Source organism: Streptomyces sp. NPDC004126 (assembly GCF_050275515.1).
Classification (GTDB): Bacteria; Actinomycetota; Actinomycetes; order Streptomycetales; family Streptomycetaceae; genus Streptomyces.
On the sequence record NZ_JBNNPF010000065.1, the window covers coordinates 14,202 to 39,727 of the forward strand.

At 74.4% G+C, this 25,526-nt stretch carries 22 protein-coding genes and 1 pseudogene; 15 read left to right on the forward strand and 8 right to left on the reverse strand.

Features of this window, described 5'->3' with window-relative positions:
• The first annotated feature begins 74 nt into the window (after window positions 1-74).
• From rimO to ACQKM2_RS36015, 4 genes are all read left to right on the forward strand, one after another.
• Window positions 75-1,577, forward strand: coding sequence for a 30S ribosomal protein S12 methylthiotransferase RimO (gene rimO, locus ACQKM2_RS36000; protein ID WP_427717251.1), 1,503 nt, complete (start codon window positions 75-77; stop codon window positions 1,575-1,577).
• Window positions 1,574-2,230: a CDP-diacylglycerol--glycerol-3-phosphate 3-phosphatidyltransferase gene (pgsA, locus tag ACQKM2_RS36005; protein WP_362469340.1), complete on the forward strand. Its 657-nt coding sequence runs from the start codon at window positions 1,574-1,576 to the stop codon at window positions 2,228-2,230. Before rimO ends, pgsA begins: the two co-directional genes overlap by 4 nt.
• A gap of 65 nt (window positions 2,231-2,295) precedes the next feature.
• Window positions 2,296-2,796 carry a CinA family protein gene (locus ACQKM2_RS36010; RefSeq protein ID WP_427717252.1) on the forward strand — a complete coding sequence of 167 codons (501 nt, stop codon included), beginning with the start codon at window positions 2,296-2,298 and terminating at the stop codon, window positions 2,794-2,796.
• Window positions 2,797-2,905: 109 nt separating this feature from the next.
• On the forward strand, window positions 2,906-3,286 hold the full coding sequence (locus tag ACQKM2_RS36015; protein ID WP_007266936.1) for a helix-turn-helix domain-containing protein: 381 nt from the start codon (window positions 2,906-2,908) through the stop codon (window positions 3,284-3,286).
• A gap of 393 nt (window positions 3,287-3,679) precedes the next feature.
• Here the strand turns inward: ACQKM2_RS36015 and ACQKM2_RS36020 are convergent, their stop codons facing one another.
• From ACQKM2_RS36020 to ACQKM2_RS36035, 4 genes are all read right to left on the reverse strand, one after another.
• Window positions 3,680-4,450 (reverse strand): SDR family NAD(P)-dependent oxidoreductase, encoded by a 771-nt coding sequence (locus ACQKM2_RS36020; protein WP_427717254.1) that lies wholly within the window; start codon window positions 4,448-4,450, stop codon window positions 3,680-3,682.
• Window positions 4,451-4,482: 32 nt separating this feature from the next.
• Entirely contained in the window at window positions 4,483-5,295 is an 813-nt protein-coding gene (locus ACQKM2_RS36025) for an Fpg/Nei family DNA glycosylase (RefSeq protein ID WP_427717255.1), read from the reverse strand.
• Window positions 5,296-5,606: 311 nt separating this feature from the next.
• Window positions 5,607-6,323 carry a hypothetical protein gene (locus ACQKM2_RS36030; RefSeq protein ID WP_427717257.1) on the reverse strand — a complete coding sequence of 239 codons (717 nt, stop codon included), beginning with the start codon at window positions 6,321-6,323 and terminating at the stop codon, window positions 5,607-5,609.
• A gap of 180 nt (window positions 6,324-6,503) precedes the next feature.
• Window positions 6,504-11,096 (reverse strand): ATP-dependent helicase, encoded by a 4,593-nt coding sequence (locus tag ACQKM2_RS36035; protein ID WP_427717259.1) that lies wholly within the window; start codon window positions 11,094-11,096, stop codon window positions 6,504-6,506.
• 81 nt (window positions 11,097-11,177) lie between these two features.
• Between ACQKM2_RS36035 and ACQKM2_RS36040 the strand changes: the two genes are divergently transcribed.
• The 4 genes from ACQKM2_RS36040 to ACQKM2_RS36055 all read left to right on the forward strand — a co-directional run bounded on the left by ACQKM2_RS36040 (window position 11,178) and on the right by ACQKM2_RS36055 (window position 14,393).
• The gene (locus ACQKM2_RS36040) at window positions 11,178-12,017 is read left to right on the forward strand and encodes an AraC family transcriptional regulator (protein WP_427717260.1); all 840 of its coding nucleotides are present in this window, start codon (window positions 11,178-11,180) and stop codon (window positions 12,015-12,017) included.
• Window positions 12,018-12,027: 10 nt separating this feature from the next.
• A complete protein-coding gene (locus tag ACQKM2_RS36045) occupies window positions 12,028-13,287 on the forward strand; it encodes a DUF2716 domain-containing protein (protein WP_427717262.1) in 1,260 nt (419 codons plus the stop codon).
• 72 nt (window positions 13,288-13,359) lie between these two features.
• The gene (locus ACQKM2_RS36050) at window positions 13,360-14,088 is read left to right on the forward strand and encodes an AzlC family ABC transporter permease (RefSeq protein WP_427717264.1); all 729 of its coding nucleotides are present in this window, start codon (window positions 13,360-13,362) and stop codon (window positions 14,086-14,088) included.
• On the forward strand, window positions 14,085-14,393 hold the full coding sequence (locus tag ACQKM2_RS36055) for an AzlD domain-containing protein (RefSeq protein ID WP_427717266.1): 309 nt from the start codon (window positions 14,085-14,087) through the stop codon (window positions 14,391-14,393). The genes ACQKM2_RS36050 and ACQKM2_RS36055 overlap by 4 nt, the downstream gene beginning before the upstream one ends.
• Here ACQKM2_RS36055 and ACQKM2_RS36060 read toward each other — a convergent pair.
• Window positions 14,362-15,393: a hypothetical protein gene (locus ACQKM2_RS36060; RefSeq protein ID WP_427717268.1), complete on the reverse strand. Its 1,032-nt coding sequence runs from the start codon at window positions 15,391-15,393 to the stop codon at window positions 14,362-14,364. The genes ACQKM2_RS36055 and ACQKM2_RS36060 overlap by 32 nt on opposite strands.
• An 81-nt stretch (window positions 15,394-15,474) precedes the next feature.
• On the opposite strand from ACQKM2_RS36060, the gene ACQKM2_RS36065 reads away from it, so the two are divergent.
• Window positions 15,475-15,669: a DUF3046 domain-containing protein gene (locus tag ACQKM2_RS36065; RefSeq protein ID WP_125605242.1), complete on the forward strand. Its 195-nt coding sequence runs from the start codon at window positions 15,475-15,477 to the stop codon at window positions 15,667-15,669.
• 312 nt (window positions 15,670-15,981) lie between these two features.
• Entirely contained in the window at window positions 15,982-17,073 is a 1,092-nt protein-coding gene (locus tag ACQKM2_RS36070) for an AI-2E family transporter (protein ID WP_427717285.1), read from the forward strand.
• Here the strand turns inward: ACQKM2_RS36070 and ACQKM2_RS36075 are convergent.
• Window positions 17,027-17,782: a Clp protease N-terminal domain-containing protein gene (locus tag ACQKM2_RS36075; RefSeq protein WP_427717270.1), complete on the reverse strand. Its 756-nt coding sequence runs from the start codon at window positions 17,780-17,782 to the stop codon at window positions 17,027-17,029. The genes ACQKM2_RS36070 and ACQKM2_RS36075 overlap by 47 nt on opposite strands.
• A gap of 127 nt (window positions 17,783-17,909) precedes the next feature.
• Here ACQKM2_RS36075 and ACQKM2_RS36080 point away from each other — a divergent pair, with 127 nt between their 5' ends.
• Entirely contained in the window at window positions 17,910-18,482 is a 573-nt protein-coding gene (locus ACQKM2_RS36080; RefSeq protein ID WP_427717272.1) for an HPP family protein, read from the forward strand.
• Between the two features lie 66 nt (window positions 18,483-18,548).
• Here the strand turns inward: ACQKM2_RS36080 and ACQKM2_RS36085 are convergent, their stop codons facing one another.
• Window positions 18,549-18,974 carry a hypothetical protein gene (locus tag ACQKM2_RS36085; RefSeq protein ID WP_125818604.1) on the reverse strand — a complete coding sequence of 142 codons (426 nt, stop codon included), beginning with the start codon at window positions 18,972-18,974 and terminating at the stop codon, window positions 18,549-18,551.
• A 298-nt stretch (window positions 18,975-19,272) separates the two neighbouring features.
• Between ACQKM2_RS36085 and ACQKM2_RS36090 the strand changes: the two genes are divergently transcribed.
• Window positions 19,273-20,109 carry a S1 family peptidase gene (locus ACQKM2_RS36090; RefSeq protein ID WP_427717275.1) on the forward strand — a complete coding sequence of 279 codons (837 nt, stop codon included), beginning with the start codon at window positions 19,273-19,275 and terminating at the stop codon, window positions 20,107-20,109.
• Window positions 20,110-20,269: 160 nt separating this feature from the next.
• On the opposite strand, the gene ACQKM2_RS36095 is transcribed toward ACQKM2_RS36090, so the two are convergent.
• Complete coding sequence (locus tag ACQKM2_RS36095) at window positions 20,270-20,821, reverse strand: SMI1/KNR4 family protein (protein WP_427717278.1); 552 nt, start codon at window positions 20,819-20,821, stop codon at window positions 20,270-20,272.
• A gap of 198 nt (window positions 20,822-21,019) precedes the next feature.
• Between ACQKM2_RS36095 and recA the strand changes: the two genes are divergently transcribed.
• The 3 genes and pseudogenes from recA to ACQKM2_RS36110 all read left to right on the forward strand — a co-directional run bounded on the left by recA (window position 21,020) and on the right by ACQKM2_RS36110 (window position 25,391).
• Entirely contained in the window at window positions 21,020-22,126 is a 1,107-nt protein-coding gene (gene recA, locus ACQKM2_RS36100; RefSeq protein WP_427717280.1) for a recombinase RecA, read from the forward strand.
• Window positions 22,045-22,707, forward strand: a pseudogene (gene recX, locus ACQKM2_RS36105) (recombination regulator RecX); the annotation flags it as partial. The gene recA and the pseudogene recX, both read left to right, overlap by 82 nt.
• Window positions 22,708-22,847: 140 nt before the next feature.
• A complete protein-coding gene (locus ACQKM2_RS36110) occupies window positions 22,848-25,391 on the forward strand; it encodes an FtsX-like permease family protein (RefSeq protein ID WP_427717283.1) in 2,544 nt (847 codons plus the stop codon).
• The last annotated feature ends 135 nt before the right edge of the window (window positions 25,392-25,526 follow it).

The following is a 25,526-nucleotide window of genomic DNA, read 5'->3' on the forward strand; positions in this document are numbered from 1 at the left end:
CGCCGGCCCCGGGGATCTTGTCGTGGGGGGACTTGGGGCGGGGGTGGGCGCCGGGACGAAGTAGTCTTGAGTCCATGCCCGAACGCCGTACCGTCGCCCTTGTCACTCTTGGCTGCGCCCGTAACGAGGTGGACTCGGAGGAGCTCGCAGGCCGCTTGGCGGCGGATGGCTGGGAGCTCGTCGAGGATGCCGCCGACGCGGACGTAGCCGTCGTCAACACCTGTGGCTTCGTCGAAGCCGCCAAGAAGGACTCCGTAGACGCCCTGCTGGAAGCCAACGATCTCAAGGATCACGGCAAGACCCAGGCCGTCGTCGCCGTCGGCTGTATGGCCGAGCGCTACGGCAAGGAACTCGCCGAAGCGCTCCCCGAGGCCGACGGAGTCCTCGGCTTCGACGACTACGCCGACATCTCCAACCGCCTGCAGACCATCCTCAACGGCGGCAGCGTCGAGGCGCACACCCCGCGCGACCGGCGCAAGCTGCTGCCGATCAGCCCGGCCGAGCGGCAGAGCGCCGACGTGGCGCTGCCCGGCCACGCCCAGGCCGCCGAGGAGCCCGCCCCGGCCCCCGCCGACCTGCCGGACGGGCTCGCGCCCGCCTCCGGGCCGCGCGCGCCGCTGCGCCGCCGCCTGGACAAGAGCCCGGTGGCCTCCGTGAAGCTCGCCTCCGGCTGTGACCGGCGCTGCTCCTTCTGCGCCATCCCGTCCTTCCGCGGCTCCTTCATCTCCCGCCGCCCCAGCGACGTGCTGGGCGAGACGCGCTGGCTCGCCGAGCAGGGCGTCAAGGAGGTCATGCTGGTCTCCGAGAACAACACCTCGTACGGCAAGGACCTGGGCGACATCCGCCTGCTGGAGACCCTGCTGCCCGAGCTGGCCGCCGTCGACGGCATCGAGCGCGTCCGCGTCAGCTACCTGCAGCCCGCCGAGATGCGGCCCGGTCTGATCGACGTCCTCACCTCGACCCCCAAGGTCGTCCCGTACTTCGACCTGTCCTTCCAGCACTCGGCCCCCGACGTGCTGCGCGCCATGCGCCGCTTCGGCGACACCGACCGCTTCCTGGAGCTGCTGGACACCATCCGCTCCAAGGCCCCGCAGGCCGGCGTCCGGTCCAACTTCATCGTCGGCTTCCCCGGCGAGAAGGAGTCGGACTTCGCCGAGCTGGAGCGGTTCCTCACGAACGCGCGCCTCGACGCCATCGGCGTCTTCGGCTACTCCGACGAGGACGGCACCGAGGCCGCCGGCTACGAGGACAAGCTGGACGAGGACACCATCGCCGAGCGGCTCGCGCACATGCAGCGGCTCGCCGAGGAGCTCACCTCCCAGCGCGCGGAGGAGCGGATCGGCGAGACCCTGGAGGTGCTCGTCGAGACGGTCGTCCCGCTCGACGAGGCGGAGGAGGGCGAGGGCGCCTACGGGCGCGCCGCCCACCAGGCCCCCGAGACCGACGGCCAGGTCGTCTTCACCGACGGCGCGGGCCTGGTCCCCGGGCGTATCGTGACCGCCAAGGTGGTCGGGACCCTGGGCGTCGACCTCGTCGCCGAGCCCCTGGGCGTGGAACTCGAGGAGGCGGCCGGATGACCGGAGTCCCGGCATCGGCGGCGGGCGGGACCGGCCGCCGGCCCACGCCCGGCGCGAAGCTCGGGACTGCGGCCGTCAACCAGGCCAGCCTCTGGAACATCGCCAACATCCTGACGATGATCCGGCTCGTCCTCGTGCCGGGATTCGTCCTGCTGCTGCTCGCCGACGGGGGCTACGACCCCGTCTGGCGGGCGCTGGCCTGGGCGGCCTTCGCCGTCGCCATGATCACGGACGTCTTCGACGGCCACCTGGCCAGGACGTACAACCTGGTCACGGACTTCGGGAAGATCGCCGACCCCATCGCCGACAAGGCGATCATGGGGTCGGCGCTCGTGTGTCTCTCCTGGCTCGGCGACCTGCCCTGGTGGGTGACCGGGGTGATCCTCGGGCGCGAGCTCGGCATCACGCTGATGCGGTTCTGGGTGATCCGGTACGGGGTGATCCCGGCCAGCCGGGGCGGCAAGCTGAAGACCCTGGCCCAGGGCACGGCGGTGGGCATGTACGTGCTCGCGCTGACCGGGCCGCTGGCGACCCTGCGGTTCTGGGTGATGGCCGTCGCCGTCGTGCTGACCGTCGTCACCGGTTTGGATTACATCCGGCAGGCCGTGGTGCTGCGCCGGGCCGGTCTGGCGGAGGAGCGGGCCGCGAAGTGACACACGGGGCGGGGGACGCGCCGGAGGCCGCGGAAGCGGCGGAAGGTGCCGCGGGGGCGGCAGGGGTGGCCGAAGACGTGCTGCGGCTGCTCGCGGAGAGTGACCAGACGCTCGCGGTCGCGGAGTCCCTGACTGGCGGAATGGTGGCTTCCGAGCTGACGGCCGTGCCGGGGGCCTCGCGTGCCTTCCGCGGTTCGGTCACGGCGTACGCCACTGAACTCAAGCACCGCGTCCTGGGAGTGGACGCGGAGCTGCTGGCGGCCGAAGGCGCGGTGAACGCGCAGGTCGCCGAGGAGATGGCCGCCGGTGTGCGGCGGGTGCTGGGCGCCTCGTGGGGGATCGCGACGACCGGAGTGGCCGGCCCGGACCCCCAGGACGGGCAGCCCGTGGGCACCGTTTTCGTCGCCGTGGCGGGCCCGGGGGGCAGGAAAACGGCCCGGCTGTGGTTGAACGGCTCCCGTGCGGAAATCCGTAGGGAGAGTGTACGGACAGTGCTCGAACTCCTCTCGAGCGAACTCCGCGAGAATCTGCGGGGGCAGGATACGGAACAGAACGGGGGGATTTGATGTTTGCAGCCCTGAGTGAACACGACATCGCTCCCCGCACGGCCGCGGCGCGAGGCGGTACGGTGGGGCGTGAAGGTTACGGCTACACGGTCAGAGGAGGGAGCCACCGATGATTCTGCTCCGTCGCCTGCTGGGTGACGTGCTGCGTCGGCAGCGCCAGCGCCAGGGCCGTACTCTGCGCGAAGTCTCCTCGTCCGCCCGAGTTTCGCTCGGCTATCTCTCCGAGGTGGAGCGGGGGCAGAAGGAGGCATCCTCCGAGCTGCTCTCCGCGATCTGCGACGCGCTGGACGTACGGATGTCCGAGCTGATGCGCGAAGTCAGTGACGAGCTGTCGCTGGCGGAGCTCGCGCAGTCGGCCGCCGCAAGCGAACCGGTGCCGGCACCGGTGCGCCCGATGCTCAATTCGGTCTCCGTGGCCTCGGTCACGGGCGGACCCGAGCGGGTGACCATCAAGGCACCCGTGGAAGCGGTGAACGTCGTAGCCGCTTGAGCATTGCCGTTGGGCATGTGAGCGTGGCGGGAGCCCCGGTCGGTGTGTGAGCACCGGTCGGGGCTCCTTGCCGTTCCGAGGGCCTCACGGGGCTGCCGGGCGACGTTCTGGGTGCGGTGGCGCGGAGGGTGCGGGAGGATGGGCCCGTCCGGGAACCGGCCCTCCGGGAGGTCGCCGTGCGGTGGTTACTGCGCATACCTGTGACGGCGCCCTTGGCCCTGGCCGTGGCGGCGCTGTGGTGGTGGGCCGTGCTGCGGCTGGCGCTGGCGCCGGCCGGGGCGGGCCCCGTGGAGGGCGCGCTGGTGCTCGGCGGCTGGGGCCTGGGGCTCCTGCCGGTGCACTGCGTGCCGGAGCCTGTGCGCGGGGCCGGCCGGGAGCGGTCCCGGGCCGGGGCTACCAGGGCATCGACACTCCGCCGTTCGGGCGCAGGATCTGGCCCGTCATGAAGGACGAGGCGTCCGAGGCCAGGTAGAGCACGGCCTGGGCGATGTCCTCGGGCTCGCCGACCCGGCCCAGCGGGGACATGCGGACCATGGCGGCCTCCGTCTGCTGCTGGACCTCGGGGCCGTGGCGGCCGGTCATGGGGGTGCGGATCCATCCGGGGGCGACGGCGTTGACGCGGATCCCGTGCGGGCCGCTCTCGGTGGCGAGGGTCTTGGTGAGCTGGACCACGGCGGCCTTGGAGGCGCTGTAGCAGAGCAGGCCGGGCTGGGCGGCGTCCACGGCGCCGGAGGCCATGGTGACGACCGAGCCGGGGCGGCCGGCGGAGACCATCGCGCGGACGGCCTCCTGGCAGGTGCGCAGCACGCCCTTGAAGTTGACGTCGAGGATCCGGTCGAGGTCCTCGTCGGTGGTGTCCAGGACGCTGCTGGTGTGCATGACCCCGGCGATGGCGGCCGCGATGTCGAGCGGTCCCGCCGCGGTGACGGCGGCCCGCAGCGCGGCCCGGTCGGTGACGTCGAGCGGGTGGGCGGTGGCGGATCCGCCGTCCTCGGCGATCAGGGCGGCGGTCTCGGCCAGGCCCCGTTCGTCGCGGTCCGCGCAGTGGACGGCGGCTCCGGCCCGGGCGAGGAGGACGGCGGTGGCGCGGCCTATGCCGCCGGCGGCTCCGGTGACGAGCGCGGTGCGGCCGGTGAGGTCGTACGAGGCGATCGGTGTGGGCATGCCAGGACCGTACGAGCGGATCTGACGGGTCGTCAACTGGTGGGGCGCTCCGGGACCGGGCCGGACTGGCAGCGGGGGCACCAGTACGTGGGCCGGCCGTCCTGCGGGGCCTCGCGGACGGGGGTGCCGCAGCGCAGGCAGGGGCGGTGGGCGCGGCCGTAGACGAAGAGCTCCCGGCCGGGGCGGCGGCTGCCGGTGGTGTTGCGGGCACCGCCGTGCCCGGTGTTCGCCGCCAGCAGGCGCTGGGCGGCGGCCGCGACGCGGAGGAGGGTCGTGGCGGGGTCGGGGAGCGCGGCGACCGGCGTCCAGGGGGTGACCTGGGCGAGGAAGCAGAGCTCGCACTTGTAGATGTTGCCGATGCCCGCGAGGTTGCGCTGGTCGAGCAGGGCCTCGCCGAGGGGCCGGCCGGGGTCGGCCAGGAGGTTGGCGGCGGCCCGGGCCCCGTCCCAGTCGGGGCCCAGCAGGTCGGGGCCCAGGTGGCCCACGGCCCGGGCCTCGTCGGCGGTGCGCAGCAGTTCCAGTACGGGGAGCCGGTAGCCGACGGCGGTGGCGCCGGCGGTGGACAGGACGGCCCGGATCTCGTGGGAGGGTCCGCCGCGCCACTTCTCGCCGGGGGCGAAGAGCCTCCAGGCGCCGTCCATGCCGAGGTGGCTGTGGAGGGTGAGGCCGCCTTCCAGGCGGGTGAGGAGGTGCTTGCCGCGCGGGGTGACGTCGAGGACGGTGCGGCCGGTGAGGTCGGCGGTGGCGAAGCGGGGGACGCGCAGGTCGGCGTGGGTGAGCGGGCTGCCCGCGAGGGCTGCGTGCAGCCGGGCCGCCGCGCGGTGGACGCTGTCTCCTTCGGGCATGGGGCCATTGTCGTGGCCGGGGGTGCGGGGCCGCGCGTACGCCGCCGGGGCACGGGCCGGGCGGGGTGTCGTGGACGGCGTCCGGGGGCGGGGCAGGCGGGGTGTGTGGCGGATGCCGTCCGGGGGCGTGGGTCGGCGGGGTGTTGCGGACGCCGTTCCGGGGCGTTGGCGGGCGTCGTGGGCCTCGTCCGGGGGTGTGGGCCGGGAGGGGGGCGTGGATCTCGGCCGGGGAGGCGCGGAACCCCCTGGGCGGGGTGGCCGCCACAGGGGGTTCGCGGATCAGGAGGGGCGAGGGCCGCGTGGGCCGCTCGTCACTTCCAGGTCAGGCCCTTCTGCTGCGGGGAGGAAAGGTTGTTGTACGGGTCGCCCCAGTAGAGGGCGCCGGAGACCTTGGTACCGGTCGGGGCCAGGGCCACGGCGCAGGAGTTCTGCGACTGGCCGTTGGTGAAGCCCTTCGGCAGCGACTCGCTCGGGCACTTCTCGAACTTGCCCGCGATCAGCACGACGTCGGACTCGCTGCCGCCGTCGAGCAGGCCCTTCATGTGGCCGACGGAGGCGAAGGACAGGTCCGTGTTGCCGGTGTTCTTGACCGTGTAGCGGATGTAGAAGGGGGTCTTGCCCTTCACCTTGTCCGCGATGTTCAGGGAGGCCAGGTCGGCCGGGTTGCCCGCGTCGATGCCGGTGACCGTGATGGCGAGCTGGCCGCCCTTGTTGCTGCCGTAGCTGAACGGCACGGTGGCCGCCTCGCCGATCTTGAAGGACTGGCCGGACTTGGCCACGGCGCCGCCGGCGGCACCGCCCGGGGCGGCGGAGGCGCCCGCCGAGCCGTCGTAGCCGCCCGCCGAGGAGCTGGGCGCGGCCGGGGCGACCGGCTGGGCCGAGGCGCCGGCGGACGGGGCGGAGGAGGGCGCGGTCGGAGCGGCCGGGGTCTCCTCGATGCCGTCCTTGCAGCCGGTCAGGACGAGGGTGCCGGCGACGGCGAGGCCGGCCGCGACGAGGGTGGTCCTGCGCATGCTGTTGGTGCTCACTGTTCTTGTCCCCCATGACGGGGCACCGCCGAGCGCGGTGCCTGTGATCACCTTTGATAAGCCACGGATAAGCGTCCGGGCCAGCCCGGGAGCCCCTGTGGAGCGGCTGGCAGCAGTTTCGTGACATGCCCAAGACATACGTGTCCGGGTCGAGACCGGACCGGACCCCCGGCCGGGGCGTCAGCTGCGCAGCCGCAGCCCCCTCGGGGTGGCGTGGAAGCCCGCCGCCTCCAGGGCCGCGCCCAGCGGGGAGGTCAGGGCCGCCGCCGCGTTGATCCGCTCCACCGTCAGCGCCGGCAGGGTGCCCACGCGGGAGCCGGCGGCCAGCGCCGCCACCGCCGCCTCCAGCCGCGGATCGCCCGGCTCCGGCCAGGCCAGCAGGGTCTTCCCGCCGCGCTCCAGGTACAGGGTCAGCTCCCCGTCGACCAGCACCACCAGGGAGCCCGCCTTGCGCCCCGGCTTGTGCGAGGCACCCGCCGGGGGCTCCGGCCAGGGCAGGGCCGCCCCGTACGCGTTCGCCGGATCGGCGGCGGCCAGGACCACCGCGGCCAGCGGCGGGGGGTTCTTCTCGGCGGCCCGGAGCCGGTCCACGGCACCGTCCATCGCGAACTGGGCCGCGCCCAGACCCTCCACCACGTACCCCCGGCGGGCCTGGCCGCTGTCCTCGAACGCCGACAGCACCCGGTACACGGCACTGAAGCCGCCCGCCACGCCCTCCGCCGCGACCGCCCCCCGGGTGACCACCCCGTGCCGGTCCAGCAGCGTGCGGGCCAGGGCGTGCGCCCGCTGGGTCGGATCGGGGGCCCGCTCGGACAGCAGCGACCAGCGGCCCGAGACCGTGGGCGGCCCGTTGCGGGACACCGTCGCGCTCAGGCCGCCGTACCGGCCGCGCGGCACCGTGCGCCGGGCGCGGTGCGCGGTGGCGCCCGCCGTACGGCCCGAGCCCAGCAGGGAGCGCAGCGGGGCCAGGGTGTCGTTCGTCAGCCGGCCCGACCAGGCCAGGTCCCACAGCACCTCGGAGAGTTCCAGGTCGGAGGCCTCCGGGTGGCGGGCCCGGACGGACTGGGTGATCTGCCGGAAGAACAGGCCGTACCCGCCGGACAGGCTCTCCAGGACCGCCTGGTGCAGCGGGCCCGCCTCCAGCGGATGCGGGTCGGGCAGCAGCAGCGGAGCGGCGTCCGCCAGGTACAGGGAGATCCAGCCGTCCTTGCCCGGCAGGGCCCCCGCACCGGCCCACACGACCTCCCCGGTGCTGGTCAGCTCGTCCAGCAGCGTCGGCGAGTAGCCCGCCACCCGCGAGGGCAGCACCAGCCGCTCCAGCGCCGAGGCCGGAACCGGTGCGCCCTGGAGCTGCTCCACGGCCCGGGCCAGGCCGTCGATCCCGCGCAGCGCCCCGCCCAGGTGCTGCCACTGGGGCAGGAAGGTGGCCAGCGAAGCCGGCGGGACCGGCTCCAGCTCCTGGCGCAGCGCCGCCAGCGAACGCCGCCGCAGCCTGCGCAGCACCGCCGCGTCGCACCACTCCTGGCCGATGCCCGCCGGATGGAACTCGCCCTGCACCACCCGGCCCGCCGCCGCCAGCCGGTGCAGCGCGCCCTCCGTCACCGCCGCGCCCAAGCCCAGGCGGGCGGCCACCACCGTCGTGGTGAACGGCCCGTGGGTGCGCGCGTACCGGGCCAGGAGGTCGCCGAGCGGGTCCTTGACCGGCTCGGTGAACGCCTCCGGCACCCCGACCGGGAGGGCCGTGCCCAGCGCGTCCCGCAGCCGGCCCGCGTCCTCGATCGCCGCCCAGTGGTCCGCGCCGCCGATCCGCACCCGGATCGCCCGGCGGGCCGCCTCCAGCTCCCGCGCCCAGGCCGGTCCGGCGCCGCGCGCGGCCAGCTCGGCGTCCGTCAGCGGGCCCAGCAGCCGCAGCAGGTCCGCCACCGACTCGGCGTCCTTGGCGCGCCGGTCCTCCGTCAGCCACTGGAGCTCCCGCTCCAGTTCCTCCAGCACCTCCGCGTCGAGCAGCTCCCGCAGCTCCGCCTGGCCCAGCAGCTCCGCCAGCAGCCGGGAGTCCAGCGACAGCGCCGCCGCCCGCCGCTCGGCCAGCGGCGAGTCCCCCTCGTACAGGAACTGTGCGACGTACCCGAAGAGGAGGGAGCGGGCGAACGGCGAGGGCTCCGGGGTGGTGACCTCGACCAGCCGGACCCGGCGCGCCTCGATGTCCCCCATCAGCTCGGCCAGGCCCGGCACGTCGAACACGTCCTGGAGGCACTCGCGCACGGCTTCCAGCACGATCGGGAAGGAGCCGAACTCGGAGGCCACCTGGAGCAGTTGCGAGGCGCGCTGGCGCTGCTGCCACAGCGGGGTGCGCTTGCCCGGACTGCGGCGGGGCAGCAGCAGGGCGCGCGCCGCGCACTCGCGGAACCGGGAGGCGAACAGGGCCGAGCCGCCGACCTGGTCGGTGACGATCCCCGAGACCTCGCCCCGGTCGAAGGCCACGTCGGCCGCGCCCAGCGGCGCCTGTTCGTCGTCGAACTCGAAGGCCGCCGGCCGCGCGGGGTCGTGGTCGAGGAGGTCCATGGAGAGCAGGTCGGCATCGGGCAGGCGGAGCACGATCCCGTCGTCGGCGTGCATCACCTGGGCGTCCATGCCGTACTTCTCGGCGAGGCGGGCGCCCAGCGCCAGCGCCCACGGGGCGTGCACCTGGGCGCCGAAGGGGGAGTGGACGACGACCCGCCAGTCGCCGAGCTCGTCGCGGAACCGCTCGACCAGGATGGTCCGGTCGTCCGGCACGTGCCCGCAGGCCTCCCGCTGCTCCGCCAGGTAGGCGAGCACGTTGTCCGCGGCCCAGCCGTCCAGGCCGGCCGCGAGCAGCCGCAGCCGGGCGTCCTCGTCGGTGAGCGCGCCCAGCTCCCGCAGGAACGCGCCGACCGCGCGCCCCAGTTCCAGGGGGCGGCCCAGCTGGTCGCCCTTCCAGAAGGGCAGCCGGCCCGGCACCCCGGGGGCGGGGGTGACCAGGACCCGGTCACGGGTGATGTCCTCGATCCGCCAGGAGGTGGTGCCCAGGGTGAACACGTCGCCCACGCGGGACTCGTACACCATCTCCTCGTCCAGCTCGCCGACCCGGCCCCCGCCCTTCTTCGGGTCGGAGCCGGCGAGGAACACCCCGAACAGGCCGCGGTCCGGGATGGTGCCGCCGGAGGTGACCGCCAGGCGCTGCGCGCCGGGCCGCCCCGTGACGGTCCCGGCGACCCGGTCCCACACCACGCGCGGTCTGAGCTCGGCGAACGCGTCCGACGGGTAGCGGCCCGCCAGCATGTCCAGCACCGAGGTGAACGCCGATTCGGGCAGCGCCGCGAAGGGCGCCGCCCGGCGCACCAGGGCCAGCAGCTCGTCCAGCTGCCAGGTGTCCATGGCGGTCATCGCCACCAGCTGCTGGGCGAGCACGTCCAGCGGGTTGGAGGGGATCCGCAGCGACTCGATCGCCCCGGTCCGCATCCGCTCGGTGACCACGGCCGCCTGCACCAGGTCCCCCCGGTACTTGGGGAAGACCACGCCCGTGGAGACCGCGCCCACCTGGTGCCCGGCCCGGCCCACCCGCTGGAGGCCCGAAGCCACCGACGGCGGCGACTCCACCTGCACCACCAGGTCCACCGCGCCCATGTCGATGCCCAGTTCCAGGCTGGACGTGGCGACCACGGCGGGCAGCCGGCCCGCCTTCAGGTCCTCCTCGACCAGCGCCCGCTGCTCCTTGGACACCGATCCGTGGTGCGCGCGGGCCAGCAGCGGCGGGGCACCCAGGGCGGCACCCGACTGGGCCATGACCTCCGCCGGGGGCGGGGCGCCCTCGGCGAGGGGCTCGCCCGTGGCCCGCTCGTGGGCGATCTCGTTGAGCCGGTTGCACAGCCGCTCGGCGAGGCGGCGGGAGTTGGCGAACACGATCGTGGAGCGGTGGGCCTGCACCAGGTCCGCGATCCGCTCCTCCACATGGGGCCAGATCGACGGCTTGTCGCCGCCCTCCCGGCCTTCCGTCGCCGGGGAGCCCCCCAACTCGCCCATGTCCTCGACCGGGACGACCACCGACAGGTCGAACTCCTTGGACGAGGGCGGCTGCACGATCTCCACCCGGCCGCGCGGCGCCAGGAAGCGGGCGACCTCCTCCACCGGCCGGACCGTCGCCGACAGCCCGATCCGGCGGGCCGGACGCGGCAGCAGCTCGTCCAGCCGCTCCAGGGACAGCGCCAGATGGGCGCCGCGCTTGGTCCCGGCGACCGCGTGCACCTCGTCCAGGATCACCGTCTCCACCCCCGACAGCGCCTCCCGCGCCGCCGAGGTCAGCATCAGGAACAGCGACTCCGGCGTGGTGATCAGGATGTCCGGCGGGCGCGTCGCCAGCGCCCGGCGCTCGGCGGCCGGGGTGTCGCCGGAACGGATCCCCACCCGGACGTCCGGCTCGGGCAGTCCCAGCCGGGCCGACTCCTGCCGGATCCCCGTCAGCGGACTGCGCAGGTTGCGCTCCACGTCCACCGCCAGGGCCTTCAGCGGCGACACGTACAGCACCCGGCACCGCTTGCGGGCCTCGGCCGGCGGCGGCTGCGAGGCGAGCCCGTCCAGGGCGGCGAGGAAGGCGGCCAGGGTCTTGCCGGAACCCGTCGGCGCCACCACCAGTACGTCCGAGCCCTCCCCGATGGCCCGCCAGGCGCCCTCCTGCGCGGGAGTGGGCGTACGGAAGGCCCCCGTGAACCACGAGCGGGTCGCGGGGGAGAACGAATCGAGCGCAGCGCCTGCCATGCCCCCATCGTGCACCCCGCCTCTGACAACCGGGCCCGACCTGGGCAAACGCCCCGCCGGGCCGGGGCGCAGAATGAGGACATGGGGACGGACGGCGGCCGCGGGAGCGGCGAATGGGCACGGCACTGGCAGTACGAGCAGCTGCCCGGCCTGGACCTGCTGCGCGCCCACTACGTGCGCCACACCTTCCCGCGCCACGCCCACGACGGGTACGTCATCGCCGCCGTCACCGGCGGCGTCGAGGAGATCGGCCTGCCCGGCGGCACCGTCCGGGCGGGGCCGGGCAGCGTGGTGCTGATCAACCCGGAGGTCGCGCACACCGCCCGGGCCGGGGCCCCCGAAGGCTGGGCGTACGCGACCCTGTACTCCCCCCGGGAGCTGATCACCGAGGTCGCCGCCGAGATCGCCACCCCGCGGGGCACCCCCGGGTTCACCGTGGACATGGTCGCCGACCCGCAGGGCGCCCGGGCCATCACCGAGGTCCACCGGGCCGCCGAGGCCGGGAACGCGCTCGCCGCCGACACCCTGCTGCGGGGCGTGGTGGCCCGGATGCTCAGCCGGCACGCGGGCCCGCTGCCCGCCCGCCCGGTGCGCGGCGCGGGCGCCGCCGACGCCGAACGGGCCCGGGCCCTGCTGGAGGAGCGGATGGCCGGGCCGCCGTCGCTGGAGCAGCTCGCGGCCGAGCTCGGCACCAGCCCGTTCGCGCTGCTGCGCGCCTTCCGGGAGCGGTACGGGATGCCCCCGCACACCTGGCTGACGGACGCCCGCGTCCGCAGGGCGCGCCGCCTCCTCGACGCGGGGACCCCGCCCGCCGAGGCCGCCGTCACCGTCGGCTTCACCGACCAGCCGCACCTGAACCGGCACTTCACCCGCATCGTGGGAGTCCCGCCGGGCGCCTACCGCCGGGAGCGCGCCGGATAGGCTCCCGCCCATGGACACCGGGGGACTGCGGGAGCTGTACGAGACGCGGATGCGGGGCCTGGTGCCCCAACTGCCGCCGGTCGGGGCCGTGGTGTGCCAGGACGGGCCCTTCGTGCGCACCCACTACGGCACCCACGGCACCGTCGATCACGCTCCGCTGGCCGGCCCGCCGCCGGCCGGCCTGGTGCGCCGCCAGGCGGAGGCCTTCGCCGAGCGAGGCGAAGGCGCCCGCTGGAAGGTCCACGGCCACGACCACGCGGGCCTCGCCGGGGAACTGGAGGCGGCCGGGTTCGAGCCCGGCCCCGAGCGGTCGGTGCTGGTCGCCGCCTTCGACGGCCTCGCCCCGCCGCAGGGCCCGCCCGCCGACGTGCGCTCCCTGGGCGCCTGGGAGGCCGATCCCGACTGGTGGCCGCGGCTGCGGGAGCTGGCCGCCGCCCGCGGGCCGCACCCCGACCCGCTGGAGGAGTTCGAGACCGACGCCGCCTGGTGCGGAGGCCGGGGCGACGCCGCCGTGGTCCTGGAGGGCGGCCGGCCCGCCGCCGGAGGCTGGGCGCGGGTGGTGCCCGGCAGGGAGCTCGTGGCCGTCGGCGGGCTCACCGCGCCCGCGGCCGCCGCCGACCTGGTCCGCAGCTGGCAGGGGCTCGGCGCGGCGTACCGGTACGAGGGCGCCCGGTACTGCTGCGCCGAGGCCGCCGGGGAGACGCGTACGGCCCTGCTCGCGGCGGGCTTCGCCGAGGTGGCGACCGTACGCACCTTCACCCTCGCCGCCCCCGAGGGCGTTCCGGCCGTGACGACGCGCCCGGTGCTGGGGCTCGGCGGGGTACGGGGACAGGCGGTGTGGGACCGGCTGTGGGGGGAGTTCGGCTTCCGCACCAAGGTCGTGGAGATGCCCGGCTTCGCCCCGCCCGCCCCCAGTGCCACCTGGCCGCTGGGCGACCCCGTCGAGGAGCACACCCGCCCGGTGGAGCAGGCCGTGCGGCGCGCGCTGACCGCCGTCACCGCGCCCGGGGACCGGCTGTACTGGATGGACTGGCAGCACCCCTGCTCGGACTTCGACCCGCACCGGGTCGGCCGGCCCGGGCAGCCGCCCTGGCCGGGCTGGGCCTTTCCGAACGGGGATTTCTACTTCTACCTCGACCCGGAGCTGCGGTTCGGCACCTTCGGCCACCCCTGGGAGCCCACCCTGACGGTGTTCGGGGCAGCGCTGCTCGCGGCGGCCGGGCCGCAGCTGACCCGGCTGCTCGGGGATCCGGTGCGCCGGCAGGGCTGAGCCGGGCGCGCAAGAACGTACAAGACCCGGCCGGTCCTCCCCGCCTACGTTCAGGGCGTGGGAGAACATCAGATGGTGATACAAGAGGCCCCCGACGGGGCCCCCGGCACGGTCGGGGGCCGGCCGCGGGCCGACGTCGTACGGGATTCGCTCGGGGTCGGCGTGGCCGTCGGGCTGTCGGGCTTCGCCTTCGGGGTGACCGCGGCCGGGGCCGGGATCAGCGTCCTCCAGGCCGGCGCGCTGAGCCTGCTCGTCTTCACTGGCGCCTCGCAGTTCGCGCTGGTCGGAGCGCTCGCGGCGGGCGGGAACCCGTTCACCGCCGCCGCCGGGGCCTTCTTCCTCGGCACCCGCAACGCCTTCTACGGACTGCGGCTGTCCCAGCTGCTGGCCCTCCCGAAGGCCGTCCGGCCCTTCGCCGCGCAGTGGGTGATCGACGAGACCACCGCCGTGGCCCTGGCCCAGCCCGACCGCAGGTCCGCCCGGCTCGGCTTCACCGTCACCGGGCTCACCCTCTTCGTGCTGTGGAACCTCACCACCCTGCTGGGCGCGCTCGGCGCCGAGGCCATCGGCGACACCGCCGCCTGGGGGCTGGACGCCGCCGGACCGGCCGTGTTCCTGGCCCTGCTCGCGCCGATGCTCAAGAGCACCACCGAGCGGGCCGTCGCCGCCCTCGCCCTCGTGCTGGGGCTGGGCTTCCTGCCGGTGCTGCCGGCCGGGGTGCCCGTACTGATCGCCGCGCTGGCCGCGCCCGCCGTGCTGTGGATGAAGGGCCGCCGGTCGCCGGAGGGAGGACGCTCGTGAACGTCTGGATCGCCATCGGACTCACCGCCGTCGGCTGCTACGCCGTCAAGCTCGCCGGACTGCTCGTGCCCGCCGGGGCCCTGGAACGCCCCGTCGTGCGCAAGCTCTCCGCCCTCCTGCCCGTCGCCCTGCTCGCCGCGCTGACCGCCCAGCAGACCTTCAGCACCGGCCACGAGCTGGTCCTCGACGCCCGCGCCGCGGGGCTCGCCGCGGCCGGGGTCGCGCTGCTGCTGCGCGCCCCGTTCCTGCTGGTCGTCGGCGCCGCCGTGGCCGTCACCGCGGCCGTCCGGGCCCTGGGAGGCTGACCCCGCCGGCCGCGGCCGGGGCCCCGACCGGGCGCCCGTACGCCCGCAGGGTCAGCAGGGCCTCCAGGGTGGCGATGGGCCGCCGCTCCAGCGAGCTGCCCGGTGCCCAGGCCCGGCGGTGCACCGGCCAGCCGCCGTCGGGCTGCTGCTCGGCCGCGAGGAAGTCCAGCGAGCGCCGCATCTCCTCGTCGGTGAACCAGCCCCGGGCCAGCGACTCCGGCCGCCGCGCGTAGTCGTACGGGAACAGCTGCTCGCCCGGGGCGTAGCCAGGGGCCGTCGGGTACTCGGCGCGCCGGTCCGGTTCGAGCACCGCCAGCCGCCGCTCGCGCACCAGCCGGCCCAGCCGGTCGGCGGCCGCCGCGGCGCGGGCCCGGTCGGGGGCGCCGTCGAGGAAGGCCACCGCGCTCTGGACCTCGTACGGGTGGGTCTGGCGCAGCGTCTCGACCCGCTCCCAGCAGAAGTCCGTGGCCCGGAACAGCCAGGCGTGCCAGATCCGGTTGCGGTGCAGGATCCCGACGACGGGGCCCGTGGTCAGCAGCGTCCCCGGCGGGTCGTCGCACACCGGGTGGTACGGGGCGGCGGGATAGTCCCGGGGGCCGGCCAGGACCAGCGGGAGCGCGCCCTCCGGGGTGGAGACCCGGGTCAGGTGGCGGCAGAGCCGCTCGATGCGCTGTCCGGAGCACCGGCCGAGGGCGTCGAGGATCCGCAGGGCGTGCGCGGTGTGCAGGGGCTGGCTCAGCGGTCCGCGCAGGTCCGGGTCGAGCGCGTGCCCGTAGCCCCCGTCGTCGCCGAGGTAGGAGCCGAGGGCGGCGTCGACCGGATCGGGATCCCCGCCGAGGAAGTGGAACGCGAACCGCCGCTGCTCCAGCACCCGGGCCGTGAGCCAGGTGAACCGCTCGGCGCGGGACAGCGGGCCGGGCGCGGGGGTGGAGGGGGCGGAGGTGGCCGTCGGGGCCGCCGGGCTCGGTGGGGCCGGGGCGGGAGCTTCGTCTCCAGGCATGCGTGACACCGTAGGGCGCGCGCACGGGGGCGCAGGGGAGCAACGGGGCGGGTGCACTCTCCGGGGCGGGATACTGGTGGCATGCGGTTGACGATTTTCTGGGAGCGGATGGCCGAGCACTTCGGCGCGGGCTACGCGGACTCCTTCGCCCGGGACCACGTGATGGCCGAACTGGGCGGACGCACCGTCCACCAGGCGCTGGACGAGGGCTGGGAGACCAAGGACGTGTGGCGCGCGGTGTGTTCGGCGATGGACGTGCCGGCCTCGCTGCGCTGAGGCGGCCCCGCCGCGCCGACGCGGTCCCGGACCGGCGCACCGCTGCGGTCCGCGGGCCGGCCGGGCGCCGAGCGGCTTCGTGGTCCGGGCGGCGGTTGGGACAGACTGGACGGCGTGGCAGCAACAGAAGAGACGAACGGCCGGACGACGGGCGCGACGGCCGGTGAACCGACGGGACCGACGGGACCATCGGGCCCGTCGGACCCGGCGGGCGATCCCGCGGACGGTGCCCCCGCCTACGGCGCGACCGAGGCCCCCGCGGGCGCCGGAGCCGTCCCGCCCGGGACCGGCCCGGCCGGGGGAGAGGCGCGGATGCCGCGCTGGCTGCCGCGCGCGGTGGTCCTCGTACTGGCCCTGGTGGCCTGTTTCCAGCTCGGCAGCTGGGCCTTCCACCAGCTGATCGGGCTGCTGGTCAACATCCTGATCGCGTTCTTCCTCGCGCTCGCCATCGAACCGGCCGTGGCCAGGATGGCGGCCCGCGGCATGCGCCGCGGGCTCGCCACCTTCCTGGTCTTCCTGGGCGTGTTCGTCGCGTGCGCGGGCTTCCTCGCGATGCTCGGCTCGATGCTCGCCGGGCAGATCATCGACATGGTCGAGGGCTTCCCGGGATACCTCGACTCGGTGATCGACTCGATCAACCGGACCTTCCACACCGATTTCTCCCGGCTGGAGATCCAGGACAGCCTGCTGCACTCCCAGTGGCTCCAGAAGTACGTGCAGAACAGCGCCACCGGTGTGCTCGACGTGTCCGCCACCGTGCTCGGCGGGCTCTTCAAGCTCCTGACGATCTTCCTGTTCTCCTTCTACTTCGCCGCCGACGGGCCCAGGCTGCGGCGCGCGCTGTGCTCCGTGCTGCCGCCCGCCAAGCAGGGCGAGGTGCTCCGGGCCTGGGAGATCGCCGTGGCGAAGACCGGCGGCTACCTGTACTCGCGCGGGCTGATGGCGCTGATCTCCGGCATCGCGCACTACGTCCTGTTCGTGGTGCTCGGCCTGCCGTACGCGCCGGCCCTCGCCGTGTGGGTGGGGCTGGTCTCCCAGTTCATCCCCACCATCGGCACCTACCTGGCGGGTGCGCTTCCGATGCTGATCGCCTTCACCGTCGATCCCTGGTACGCGCTGTACGTCCTCGGATTCGTGGTGGTCTACCAGCAGTTCGAGAACTACGTCCTGCAGCCGAAGCTGACCTCCAGGACCGTGGACATCCACCCCGCGGTGGCCTTCGGCTCGGTCATCGCGGGCACCGCCCTGCTGGGCGCGGTCGGGGCGCTCATCGCGATCCCGGCCGTCGCCACCCTGCAGGCCTTCCTCGGCGCGTACGTGAAGCGGTACGAGCTGACGGGTGCGGCGGCCGGTGAGGCTACTGCGCCGCGTCCCCGCCGAGTACGGCCGCGAGGACTTCGGTGACGGTCGCCTCGGCGGCCGCCTTGCCGAGGCCGGCGGAGCTGAGCGGACCCTCGCCGTTCTCCAGCTCCAGGAGCGCGAGCAGGATGTGCTCGGTGCCGACGTAGCCGTGGCCCAGGCGCAGGGCCTCGCGGAAGGTGAGCTCCAGGACCTTCTTGGCGTTCGCGTCGAAGGGGACGAGCTCGGGGACCTCCTCCTGGGCCGGGGGCAGGGTGGCGGTCGCGGAGGTGCGCAGCTCTTCCGGGGTGACGCCGTGGGAGGTGAGGACGTGTGCGGCCAGGCCCTCGGTCTCGCCGAGCAGGCCGAGCAGAAGGTGCTCGGTGCGGATCTCGGCGTTCCCGGCGGCGCGGGCCTCGTTCTGCGCGGACATGACCACGTTGCGGGCGCGGGGGGTGAAGCGGCCGAAGCCGGCGTTCGGGTCGAGGCCGGCGTCGCCGTCCTTGTCCGCCTTGGGGACGAAGCGCTTCTGGGCCGCCTGGCGGGTGACGCCCATGCTGCGGCCGATGTCGGTCCAGGAGGCGCCGGAGCGGCGGGCCTGGTCGACGAAGTGGCCGATGAGGTGGTCTGCCACGTCGCCGAGGTGTTCGGCGGCGACGACGGCGTCGCTGAGCTGGTCGAGGGTGTCGGAGTGGACCTTCTTGATGGCCTCGATCAGGTCGTCGAGGCGTACCGGATTGGTCATGCGAACGGGTTCCACCGAAGGGTTCGTCATGGATGCAACCCTAGGTTGACAGTCTCGGGGTGTCAACCGCCGGTTGTCACTCGGCCCGTGTGTGTGCCGGGTCGTGCGCGGCCCGCGTATAGGGCCGTGATGCGGAGGGTGCGTAGACCTGGCCCCCATGAGTGTGGACACGAGTGACACGCGTACGGGCCGGGCCGCGAAGGCGGCCGGCCGTGCCCGCCCGGCCCTCCCGAACGCGCTGGCGGGACGCGCCCCGGCGCCCGCGTCGCCCGCCCGGGCCACCGCCCTGCACAGCGGCGGGGTCGCGGCGGCCGCGCTGCTGGCGCTCGTCGGCATCGGTGCGCTCCTGCACGAGCCGGTGCTGATCCCGCCGATCGCGGCGAGCGCGGCGATCGTCTACGGGGTGCCCGCGCTGCCGCTGGCCCAGCCGCGCAGCGTCGTCGCCGGGCACCTGCTGTGCGCGGCGGTGGGCTATCTGGGGCTGGCCCTGCTGGGGGACGCGCCGTGGGTGGCGGCGCTGGGGGCGGGGGTGGCGGTGGGGGTGATGACCCTGGCCCGGACCCCGCATTCGCCGGCGGCGGCGACCACCGTGGTGGTGGTGCTCCAGGCGCCGGATCCGGTGGTGTTCGTACCTCTGCTGGCGGGGGCGGCGCTGGTGCTGGTGCTGGCCGGGACGGCCGCCTCGCGGGCCCGGCGGTCGGCGGTGCGCTACCCCGTGTACTGGTGGTGAGCCGGCGGGCCCGGAGGGCGGAGGGGGCTGGGGACGGGTCCCCTCCGCCGGCCGGGCCGTCAGGCGTCAGGCGGTGGGCTGGTTCTGACCCGTCAGCAGGCCGAGCAGCTGGTCCATCTCGCCGCGCCAGATGCGGTGCACGTTCATCCGGGTCGGTGCGGCCTGGCCGGGGAGCTGCATGCGGAAGGAGCTCCAGACGGCGTTGCGCTTGACCTCGGTGATGCTTCCGACGGCCTCGGCGGGCGATATCGCGAAGACGATCTCCTGGGGGCGGTTGCTCATCCGGCTGGCCTTGTGGAGCACCACGGCCTGCTCGGTGACGGTGACGAAGTAGTAGGAGAGGAACGCCTGGCCGATGAGGCCGAGCATGCTCATCAGCCACACGCTGGGGCCGGCGATGGCCTGGATCGTGACGATGGGCTTGTCGGTGGGGTTGGCCTGAGCGAGGGCTTCTGCCACCTGCTGCTGGATGGTGGCCTTCTTGATGGCCATGGGTCCTCCTGAGCGGAATTTCACGGCCCCCGTCGTCGGGGGCACCGCAGAGTACCGGCCGTCCGGAGGCCGTTTCACTCCAGCCCGGGGCGGCGGCCCATGCGCCCCGGTATGGGCATCGGCGCCCGCCTCGTGGGGTGTTGGAATGGTTGATTCCGGATGATCTCCCGGCCGCCGCGGTGCGGGAAGCGGCCAACGGGGAAGGCCCTCTTGTGGGTTGCGTCCGCTGGTTTGAGAATGCGCATGACAACCGGAAGATCTTCGGTCGTCGCATCCGTCACCAGAGGGGACCCCCCACATGAACAAGCCTCTCGCCGCCGTCACGCTCTCCTTACTCCTGACCGGAGTGGCGGCAGCCCCTGCCATGGCATCGGCATCGGCCTCGGACACCGCGCCCGCCGTCGCGGTCACGTACGCGGGCACGGTCGCGCTCAGCAACTGCTCCGGCTCCGTCGTCCGCACCCCGAACTCCCAGCCCGGCGACCCCGCGCTCGTCCTGTCCAACGGGCACTGCCTGGAGACCGGCTTCCCGGCGGCCGGCGAAGTCCTCGTCAACCGGGCGTCCAGCCGCACGTTCTCGCTGCTCAACGCCTCCGGCTCGAAGGTCGCGACGCTGCGCGCCAGCAAGATCGCGTACGGCACGATGACGGACACGGACGTCTCGCTCTACCAGCTGACCAAGACGTACGCGCAGATCCAGAGCCAGTACGGAATAGCCGCCCTCACCCTCAACGACTCCCACCCGGCGCAGGGTTCCTCCATCAAGGTCGTCTCCGGGTACTGGAAGCGCACCTACAGCTGCAGCGTCGACGGGTTCGCCTACCGCCTCAAGGAGGGCGCCTGGACCTGGAAGGACTCGGTCCGCTACACCTCGTCCTGCAACACCATCGGCGGCACGTCCGGCTCGCCGGTGATCGACACGACGACGGGCAAGGTCGTCGCCGTCAACAACACGGGCAACGAGGACGGCCAGCGCTGCACGGACAACAATCCGTGCGAGGTCGACGAGAGCGGCAACGTGACGGTCCGCCAGGGCATCAACTACGCCCAGCAGACCTACACCCTCGTCCCGTGCATCGGCCCCGGCAACCAGATCGACCTGACCCGCCCCGGCTGCACCCTGCCCAAGCCGTAACCCCAGCGGCGCCGGGGCCCGTACGAGGGGCGGGCCCCGGCCACGGGGTGGACGGGGCCCCGGTGAGGGACGTCCATCGCCGCACGGCCGCCGGTTCCGTCCTGGTCGCCGCGACGGCGGGCTTCCTGGTCGCGTACGGCTGCGGGCGCCTGTGAGCCCGCTACGGGCTCTCCAGCCAGGCCGTGTACCAGGAGCGGAAGCCGGTGCTCACCGGGACGAAGCCGCCCCAGTCGGGGTCGATCTGCCAGACCTCGCCCCTCCGCGGGCCGTTCAGGACCAGCCTGAGGAAGATGCCGCAGCCCCGTTCCGCGAGCGTGAGCGTGCCCCGGGTCAGCGCGGCCTGCGGGCCGCGGATCCGGCCGGGCAGGGGAGCGGTGAGGGGGAACGGCAGGGCGAGCCGGCCCGGGAGCCGGTCCTCCTGCCACTCGCCGTCCACCGCCCACTCCTCGCCGGCCTCCGGGCGGGGGACGGCCAGCGGCAGCACCCCGTGACAGGGACCGGCGGGGCCGTCGCCCACCTCGGCGACGAAGGACCGGTACTCCCGGGGCAGGCCGATGCCGTGGGACTCCTCGAACGCCCGGATCTCCGCCTCCGGCACCGGCGGCCCCAGCCCGTACCGGTGCGTGTCCGCCCCGAAGCGCTCCAGCCCCGGGTCCCCCGCCGCCATCTCGCGTATCCGTGCGCGCACGCCGCGCGCATCCCAGCCGGTCATCCGGGGACCGTAGCAGCGGCGCCGCACCCCGCGCGGAACGGTGCCCGCCGGGGCGGGCGTGGCTCGCTTGACACGGAAATCGAACATCCATTCTGATGGGTTATCCACAGCCGAAACGGGCGTGGGAGCGCATTGTCAGTGGCAGGCGTTAGCGTCAATGGCGTGAAGCGATCGACTCAAGCAAACCGGGTGGAACCCATGGCAGGCACCGACCGCGAGAAGGCTCTCGACGCCGCGCTCGCGCAGATTGAACGGCAATTCGGCAAGGGTGCGGTCATGCGCCTCGGCGACAAGCCGAACGACCCCATCGAGGTCATCCCCACCGGGTCGACCGCGCTGGACATCGCCCTCGGCGTCGGCGGTCTGCCGCGCGGCCGCGTGGTCGAGATCTACGGCCCGGAGTCCTCCGGTAAGACGACCCTGACCCTGCACGCCGTGGCCAACGCGCAGAAGGCCGGCGGCACCGTCGCCTTCGTGGACGCGGAGCACGCGCTCGACCCCGAGTACGCCAAGGCCCTCGGCGTCGACACCGACAACCTCATCCTGTCCCAGCCGGACACCGGTGAGCAGGCCCTTGAGATCGTCGACATGCTGGTCCGCTCCGGCGCGCTCGACCTGATCGTGATCGACTCCGTCGCGGCCCTCGTGCCGAAGGCGGAGATCGAGGGCGAGATGGGCGACTCGCACGTGGGTCTCCAGGCCCGCCTGATGAGCCAGGCCCTCCGCAAGATCACCGGTGCGCTGAACCAGTCCAAGACCACCGCGATCTTCATCAACCAGCTCCGCGAGAAGATCGGTGTGATGTTCGGCTCGCCGGAGACCACGACCGGTGGCCGCGCGCTGAAGTTCTACGCCTCCGTGCGCATCGACATCCGCCGCATCGAGACCCTCAAGGACGGCACGGAGGCGGTCGGCAACCGCACCCGCTGCAAGGTCGTCAAGAACAAGGTCGCGCCCCCCTTCAAGCAGGCCGAGTTCGACATCCTCTACGGCCAGGGCATCAGCCGCGAGGGCGGTCTGATCGACATGGGCGTGGAGCACGGCTTCATCCGCAAGGCCGGCGCCTGGTACACGTACGAGGGCGACCAGCTGGGCCAGGGCAAGGAGAACGCCCGCAACTTCCTCAAGGACAACCCCGACCTCGCCAACGAGATCGAGCGGAAGATCAAGGAGAAGCTCGGCGTGGGCGTCCGCAAGGACACCGAGGGCGACGCGCCCGCCGCCGCCGCGCCGGCCGACGCCTCGGTGCCCGCCCCGGCGTCGAAGGCCAAGCCCGCGGCCAAGGCCGCCGTGGCCAAGAGCTGACCGTGCGGGAAGAGCAGGAGAGGGGCGGCAGAGCGAGGGGCGGCCGTGAAGGCCGCCAGGAGCTGCCGCCCCAGAGTCCCGAGGAGCAGGCGCGGGCGATCTGCCTGCGCCTGCTCACCGGGATGCCGCGCACCCGGCGGCAGCTGGAGGAAGCCCTGGCGAAACGGGGCATCCCCGACGAGGTGTCGCAGGAGGTCCTCTCCCGGTACGAGGAGGTGGGCCTGATCGACGACGCCGCGTTCGCCGGCGCCTGGGTGGAGTCCCGGCACCGCGGCCGTGGCCTGGCCCGCCGGGCGCTCGCGCAGGAGCTGCGGACCAAGGGGGTGCACACCACCCTCGTCCAGGAGGCGCTGGAACAGCTGGACTCCGAGCAGGAGGAGCAGACCGCCCGGGAACTCGTGGAGCGCAAGCTCCGCGGCACCCGCGGCCTGGAGCGGGACAAGCGGATCCGGCGCCTCGCCGGCATGCTCGCCCGCAAGGGATACCCGGAGGGCATGGCCCTGCGGGTGGTCCGGCGCGCGCTCGAAGCCGAGGCCCAGGCCGCCGAGGACACCGACGACCTGGGATACCCCGGGTACTGAGCCGGGCTCCCGAGCCGCGGGCCCGACAGCGGGGGACGGCCGCGGGGGACGGCCGGGCCCGGGGGGTGGGGGTAGCCCCCGCACGAGGACGCCGGAGCGCTCCAGTGCCGGAAAACCGGCGCGCGGCCAGAGTTGACCGCATGATGCTGCGTTACGCCCTTCAGACCGTCCGGGACCGCAAAGCCGGCTTCCTCGGCGCCTTCGTCGCGCTCCTGTGCGCGGCGGCCCTGATCACCGCCTGCGGCACCCTCCTGGAAACCGGCCTCCGCGGCCGGATCGCCACCGAGCGCTACGCCGGCACCCCGGTGGTCGTCTCCGCCGACCAGAACGTCCACCAGACGACGGTCAAGGAGAAGAAGGGCAAGACCAAGACGAAGCACAAGGCCAAGCCCGTCGCCGAGCGGGCCTGGCTCCCGGCCTCCACCGTGGAGACCGTACGCGCCGTCCCCGGCGTCGAGCGGGCCGTGCCCGAGCTGACCTTCCAGGCCGTCCCGGTCCTCAAGGCCCCGGCCGATCCGGCCAGGCCCTCGTACGGACACGCCTGGACCTCCGCCGTCCTCACCCCCTTCACCCTCGCCGAGGGCCGCGCCCCCCAGGGCGGCGACGAGGTCGTCATCGACCGCGCCCTCGCCACCCGGGCGGGACTGGCCGCCGGAGCACGGCTGACCGTGCAGGCCACCGGCGAGCCGAAGACCTACACCGTCAGCGGCATCGCCCGCACCGCCCACGGCGACCTCGGCCGGCAGACCTCCCTGTTCTTCAGCGACACCGAGGCCGAGCGGCTCGCCGCCCGCGCCGGCCAGGTCACCGCCATCGGCGTACTGCCCCGGCCCGGAACCGACACCGGCCGCCTCGCCGGACAGGTCCGGCAGGCACTGGCCGCCACCCCGCAGGGCGCCACCGCACAGGTGGCCGCCGGGGACGACCGCGGCCCCGTCGAATTCCTCGACGCCGCCGGCGCACGCATCAAGCTCGTCTCCATGGGCGGCGCCATGGGCGGCACCTCCCTGCTCGTCGCGATCCTCGTGGTCGTCGGCACCTTCGCCCTCTCCGTCCAGCAGCGCCACCGCGAACTCGCCCTGCTGCGCGCCATCGCCGCCACCCCCAAGCAACTGCGCCGCATGATCGGCCGCGAGGCCCTGCTCGTCGGCCTCGCCGCCGGCATCACCGGCTCCCTCGCCGGACTGCCCCTCGCCGCCTGGCTGCACGGCCGCTTCGTCACCAGCGGAGTCATCCCGGCCACCCTGGAGCGCACCGCCGGGATCTTCCCGATGTTCGCCGCCGTCGGCGCCAGCCTGCTCGGAGCCTGGGCCGCCGCCCGGATCACCGGCCGCCGGATCGCCCGCATCCGCCCTGCCGAAGCACTGGCCGAAGCCGCCGTCGAACGGCCCCGCCCCTCCTGGATCCGGACCCTGGCAGGCCTGCTCCTGCTGGCCGGCGGAGCGGTGCTGGTCGTCGTCCTCGGCTCGCTGCGCACCGAACCCGCCTCCACCCCGGTGACCTTCCTGGCCGTCGTGGTACTCGCCGGCGCGGTGTCGCTGCTCGGCCCGCTCCTCGTCCGGCTCGCGACCGTGCTGCTCGCCGGACCGCTGCGGCTGGCCGGCCCCGGCGGCCGGCTGGCCACCGCGAACCTGCGCGGCAACGCCACCCGCATGGCCTCCGCCGTCACCCCGCTCACCCTCCTCATCGGCATGACCTGCACCGTGCTCTTCGTCACCCCGACCCTCGGCGACGCGGCCCGGGCACAGGCCCGCGAAGGGGTCCGCGCCCAGTGGGTCGTCACCGCGCAGGGCCCCGGCGTGAGCCCCGGTACCGCCGAACGGATCCGCCGCACCCCCGGTGTCACCGCCGCCACCGAGATCGTGCACACCTCGGTACGGGTCGGCCTGACCAAGTACGCGGCCCAGGGCGTCACCCCGGCCGGCCTGACCCGCACCTGGGACCCCGAGGTCACCCGCGGCAGCCTGGACGGCTTCGGCGAGAGCAGCGCCGCCGTCAGCGAGCTCGCCGCCGACCAGCTGGGGCTGAAGCCCGGCAGCCCGCTCAAGCTGACGCTGGGCGACGGCACCCCGGTGACGCTGACCGTCTCCGCCGTGTACGGGCGGGGCCTGGGCTTCGGCGACCTGACCCTGCCGCACGGCCTGGTGGCCGCGCACGTGGACAACCCCCTCGCCGGCAGCGTCCTCGTCGCGGCGGAGCCGTCGGTCGGCCGGGAGAAGCTGGCCGCGCCGGGAACCGCGGTGCTGTCCGCGGCGGAGGCCGACACGGCCCGGGCCGAGCGGCAGGCCGCCGGCGCCGAGATCAACCTGCTGGCCATGGGCCTGGTGCTGGCCTTCACCGCCATCGCGGTGGTCAACACCCTGGCGATGTCCACCGCCGAGCGGTTCCGGGAGTTCGCGATGCTGCGGCTGGCCGGGGCGAAGCGGCGCCAGGTACTGCGGATGCTCCGCACGGAGACCCTGGCCGTGCTGCTGATCGGGGCGGTGCTCGGGTCGGGGATCTCGCTGGCCGTGCTGACCGCGTTCAGCGTGGGCATGACGGGGGTGGCCGCGCCGGCGGTGCTGCCGCTGGTGTACGCGGTGGTCGTCGCGGCGGCCGGGCTGCTGGCCCTGACCGCCACCGCCCTCCCGGGCCGCGCCGCGCTCCGCCTCCGCCCGGTGGAGGTGGCCACCTCCAAGGCGTAGCCCTGGCGCCGGCCGGGCGGGGTCGGGGGTTCCGCTGCGCGGGCTGCTCCCCGCCCCGCCCTTCCACCGTTCCCCGGGGGCTCCGCCCCCAGACCCCCGCGCCTCAAACGCCGGCGAGGCTATACATAGCCTCGG

Bases quoted from the DNA above. Each gene is read 5' to 3' on its own strand.
- rimO (WP_427717251.1), top strand. From the start codon at position 75: ATGCCCGAACGCCGTACCGTCGCCCTTGTCACTCTTGGCTGCGCCCGT.
- pgsA (WP_362469340.1), top strand. From the start codon at position 1,574: ATGACCGGAGTCCCGGCATCGGCGGCGGGCGGGACCGGCCGCCGGCCC.
- ACQKM2_RS36015 (WP_007266936.1), top strand. From the start codon at position 2,906: ATGATTCTGCTCCGTCGCCTGCTGGGTGACGTGCTGCGTCGGCAGCGC.
- ACQKM2_RS36020 (WP_427717254.1), bottom strand. From the start codon at position 4,450: ATGCCCACACCGATCGCCTCGTACGACCTCACCGGCCGCACCGCGCTC.
- ACQKM2_RS36025 (WP_427717255.1), bottom strand. From the start codon at position 5,295: ATGCCCGAAGGAGACAGCGTCCACCGCGCGGCGGCCCGGCTGCACGCA.
- ACQKM2_RS36035 (WP_427717259.1), bottom strand. From the start codon at position 11,096: ATGGCAGGCGCTGCGCTCGATTCGTTCTCCCCCGCGACCCGCTCGTGG.
- ACQKM2_RS36040 (WP_427717260.1), top strand. From the start codon at position 11,178: ATGGGGACGGACGGCGGCCGCGGGAGCGGCGAATGGGCACGGCACTGG.
- ACQKM2_RS36045 (WP_427717262.1), top strand. From the start codon at position 12,028: ATGGACACCGGGGGACTGCGGGAGCTGTACGAGACGCGGATGCGGGGC.
- ACQKM2_RS36050 (WP_427717264.1), top strand. From the start codon at position 13,360: ATGGTGATACAAGAGGCCCCCGACGGGGCCCCCGGCACGGTCGGGGGC.
- ACQKM2_RS36060 (WP_427717268.1), bottom strand. From the start codon at position 15,393: ATGCCTGGAGACGAAGCTCCCGCCCCGGCCCCACCGAGCCCGGCGGCC.
- ACQKM2_RS36065 (WP_125605242.1), top strand. From the start codon at position 15,475: ATGCGGTTGACGATTTTCTGGGAGCGGATGGCCGAGCACTTCGGCGCG.
- ACQKM2_RS36070 (WP_427717285.1), top strand. From the start codon at position 15,982: ATGCCGCGCTGGCTGCCGCGCGCGGTGGTCCTCGTACTGGCCCTGGTG.
- ACQKM2_RS36075 (WP_427717270.1), bottom strand. From the start codon at position 17,782: ATGACGAACCCTTCGGTGGAACCCGTTCGCATGACCAATCCGGTACGC.
- ACQKM2_RS36080 (WP_427717272.1), top strand. From the start codon at position 17,910: ATGAGTGTGGACACGAGTGACACGCGTACGGGCCGGGCCGCGAAGGCG.
- ACQKM2_RS36085 (WP_125818604.1), bottom strand. From the start codon at position 18,974: ATGGCCATCAAGAAGGCCACCATCCAGCAGCAGGTGGCAGAAGCCCTC.
- ACQKM2_RS36090 (WP_427717275.1), top strand. From the start codon at position 19,273: ATGAACAAGCCTCTCGCCGCCGTCACGCTCTCCTTACTCCTGACCGGA.
- ACQKM2_RS36095 (WP_427717278.1), bottom strand. From the start codon at position 20,821: ATGACCGGCTGGGATGCGCGCGGCGTGCGCGCACGGATACGCGAGATG.
- recA (WP_427717280.1), top strand. From the start codon at position 21,020: ATGGCAGGCACCGACCGCGAGAAGGCTCTCGACGCCGCGCTCGCGCAG.
- ACQKM2_RS36110 (WP_427717283.1), top strand. From the start codon at position 22,848: ATGATGCTGCGTTACGCCCTTCAGACCGTCCGGGACCGCAAAGCCGGC.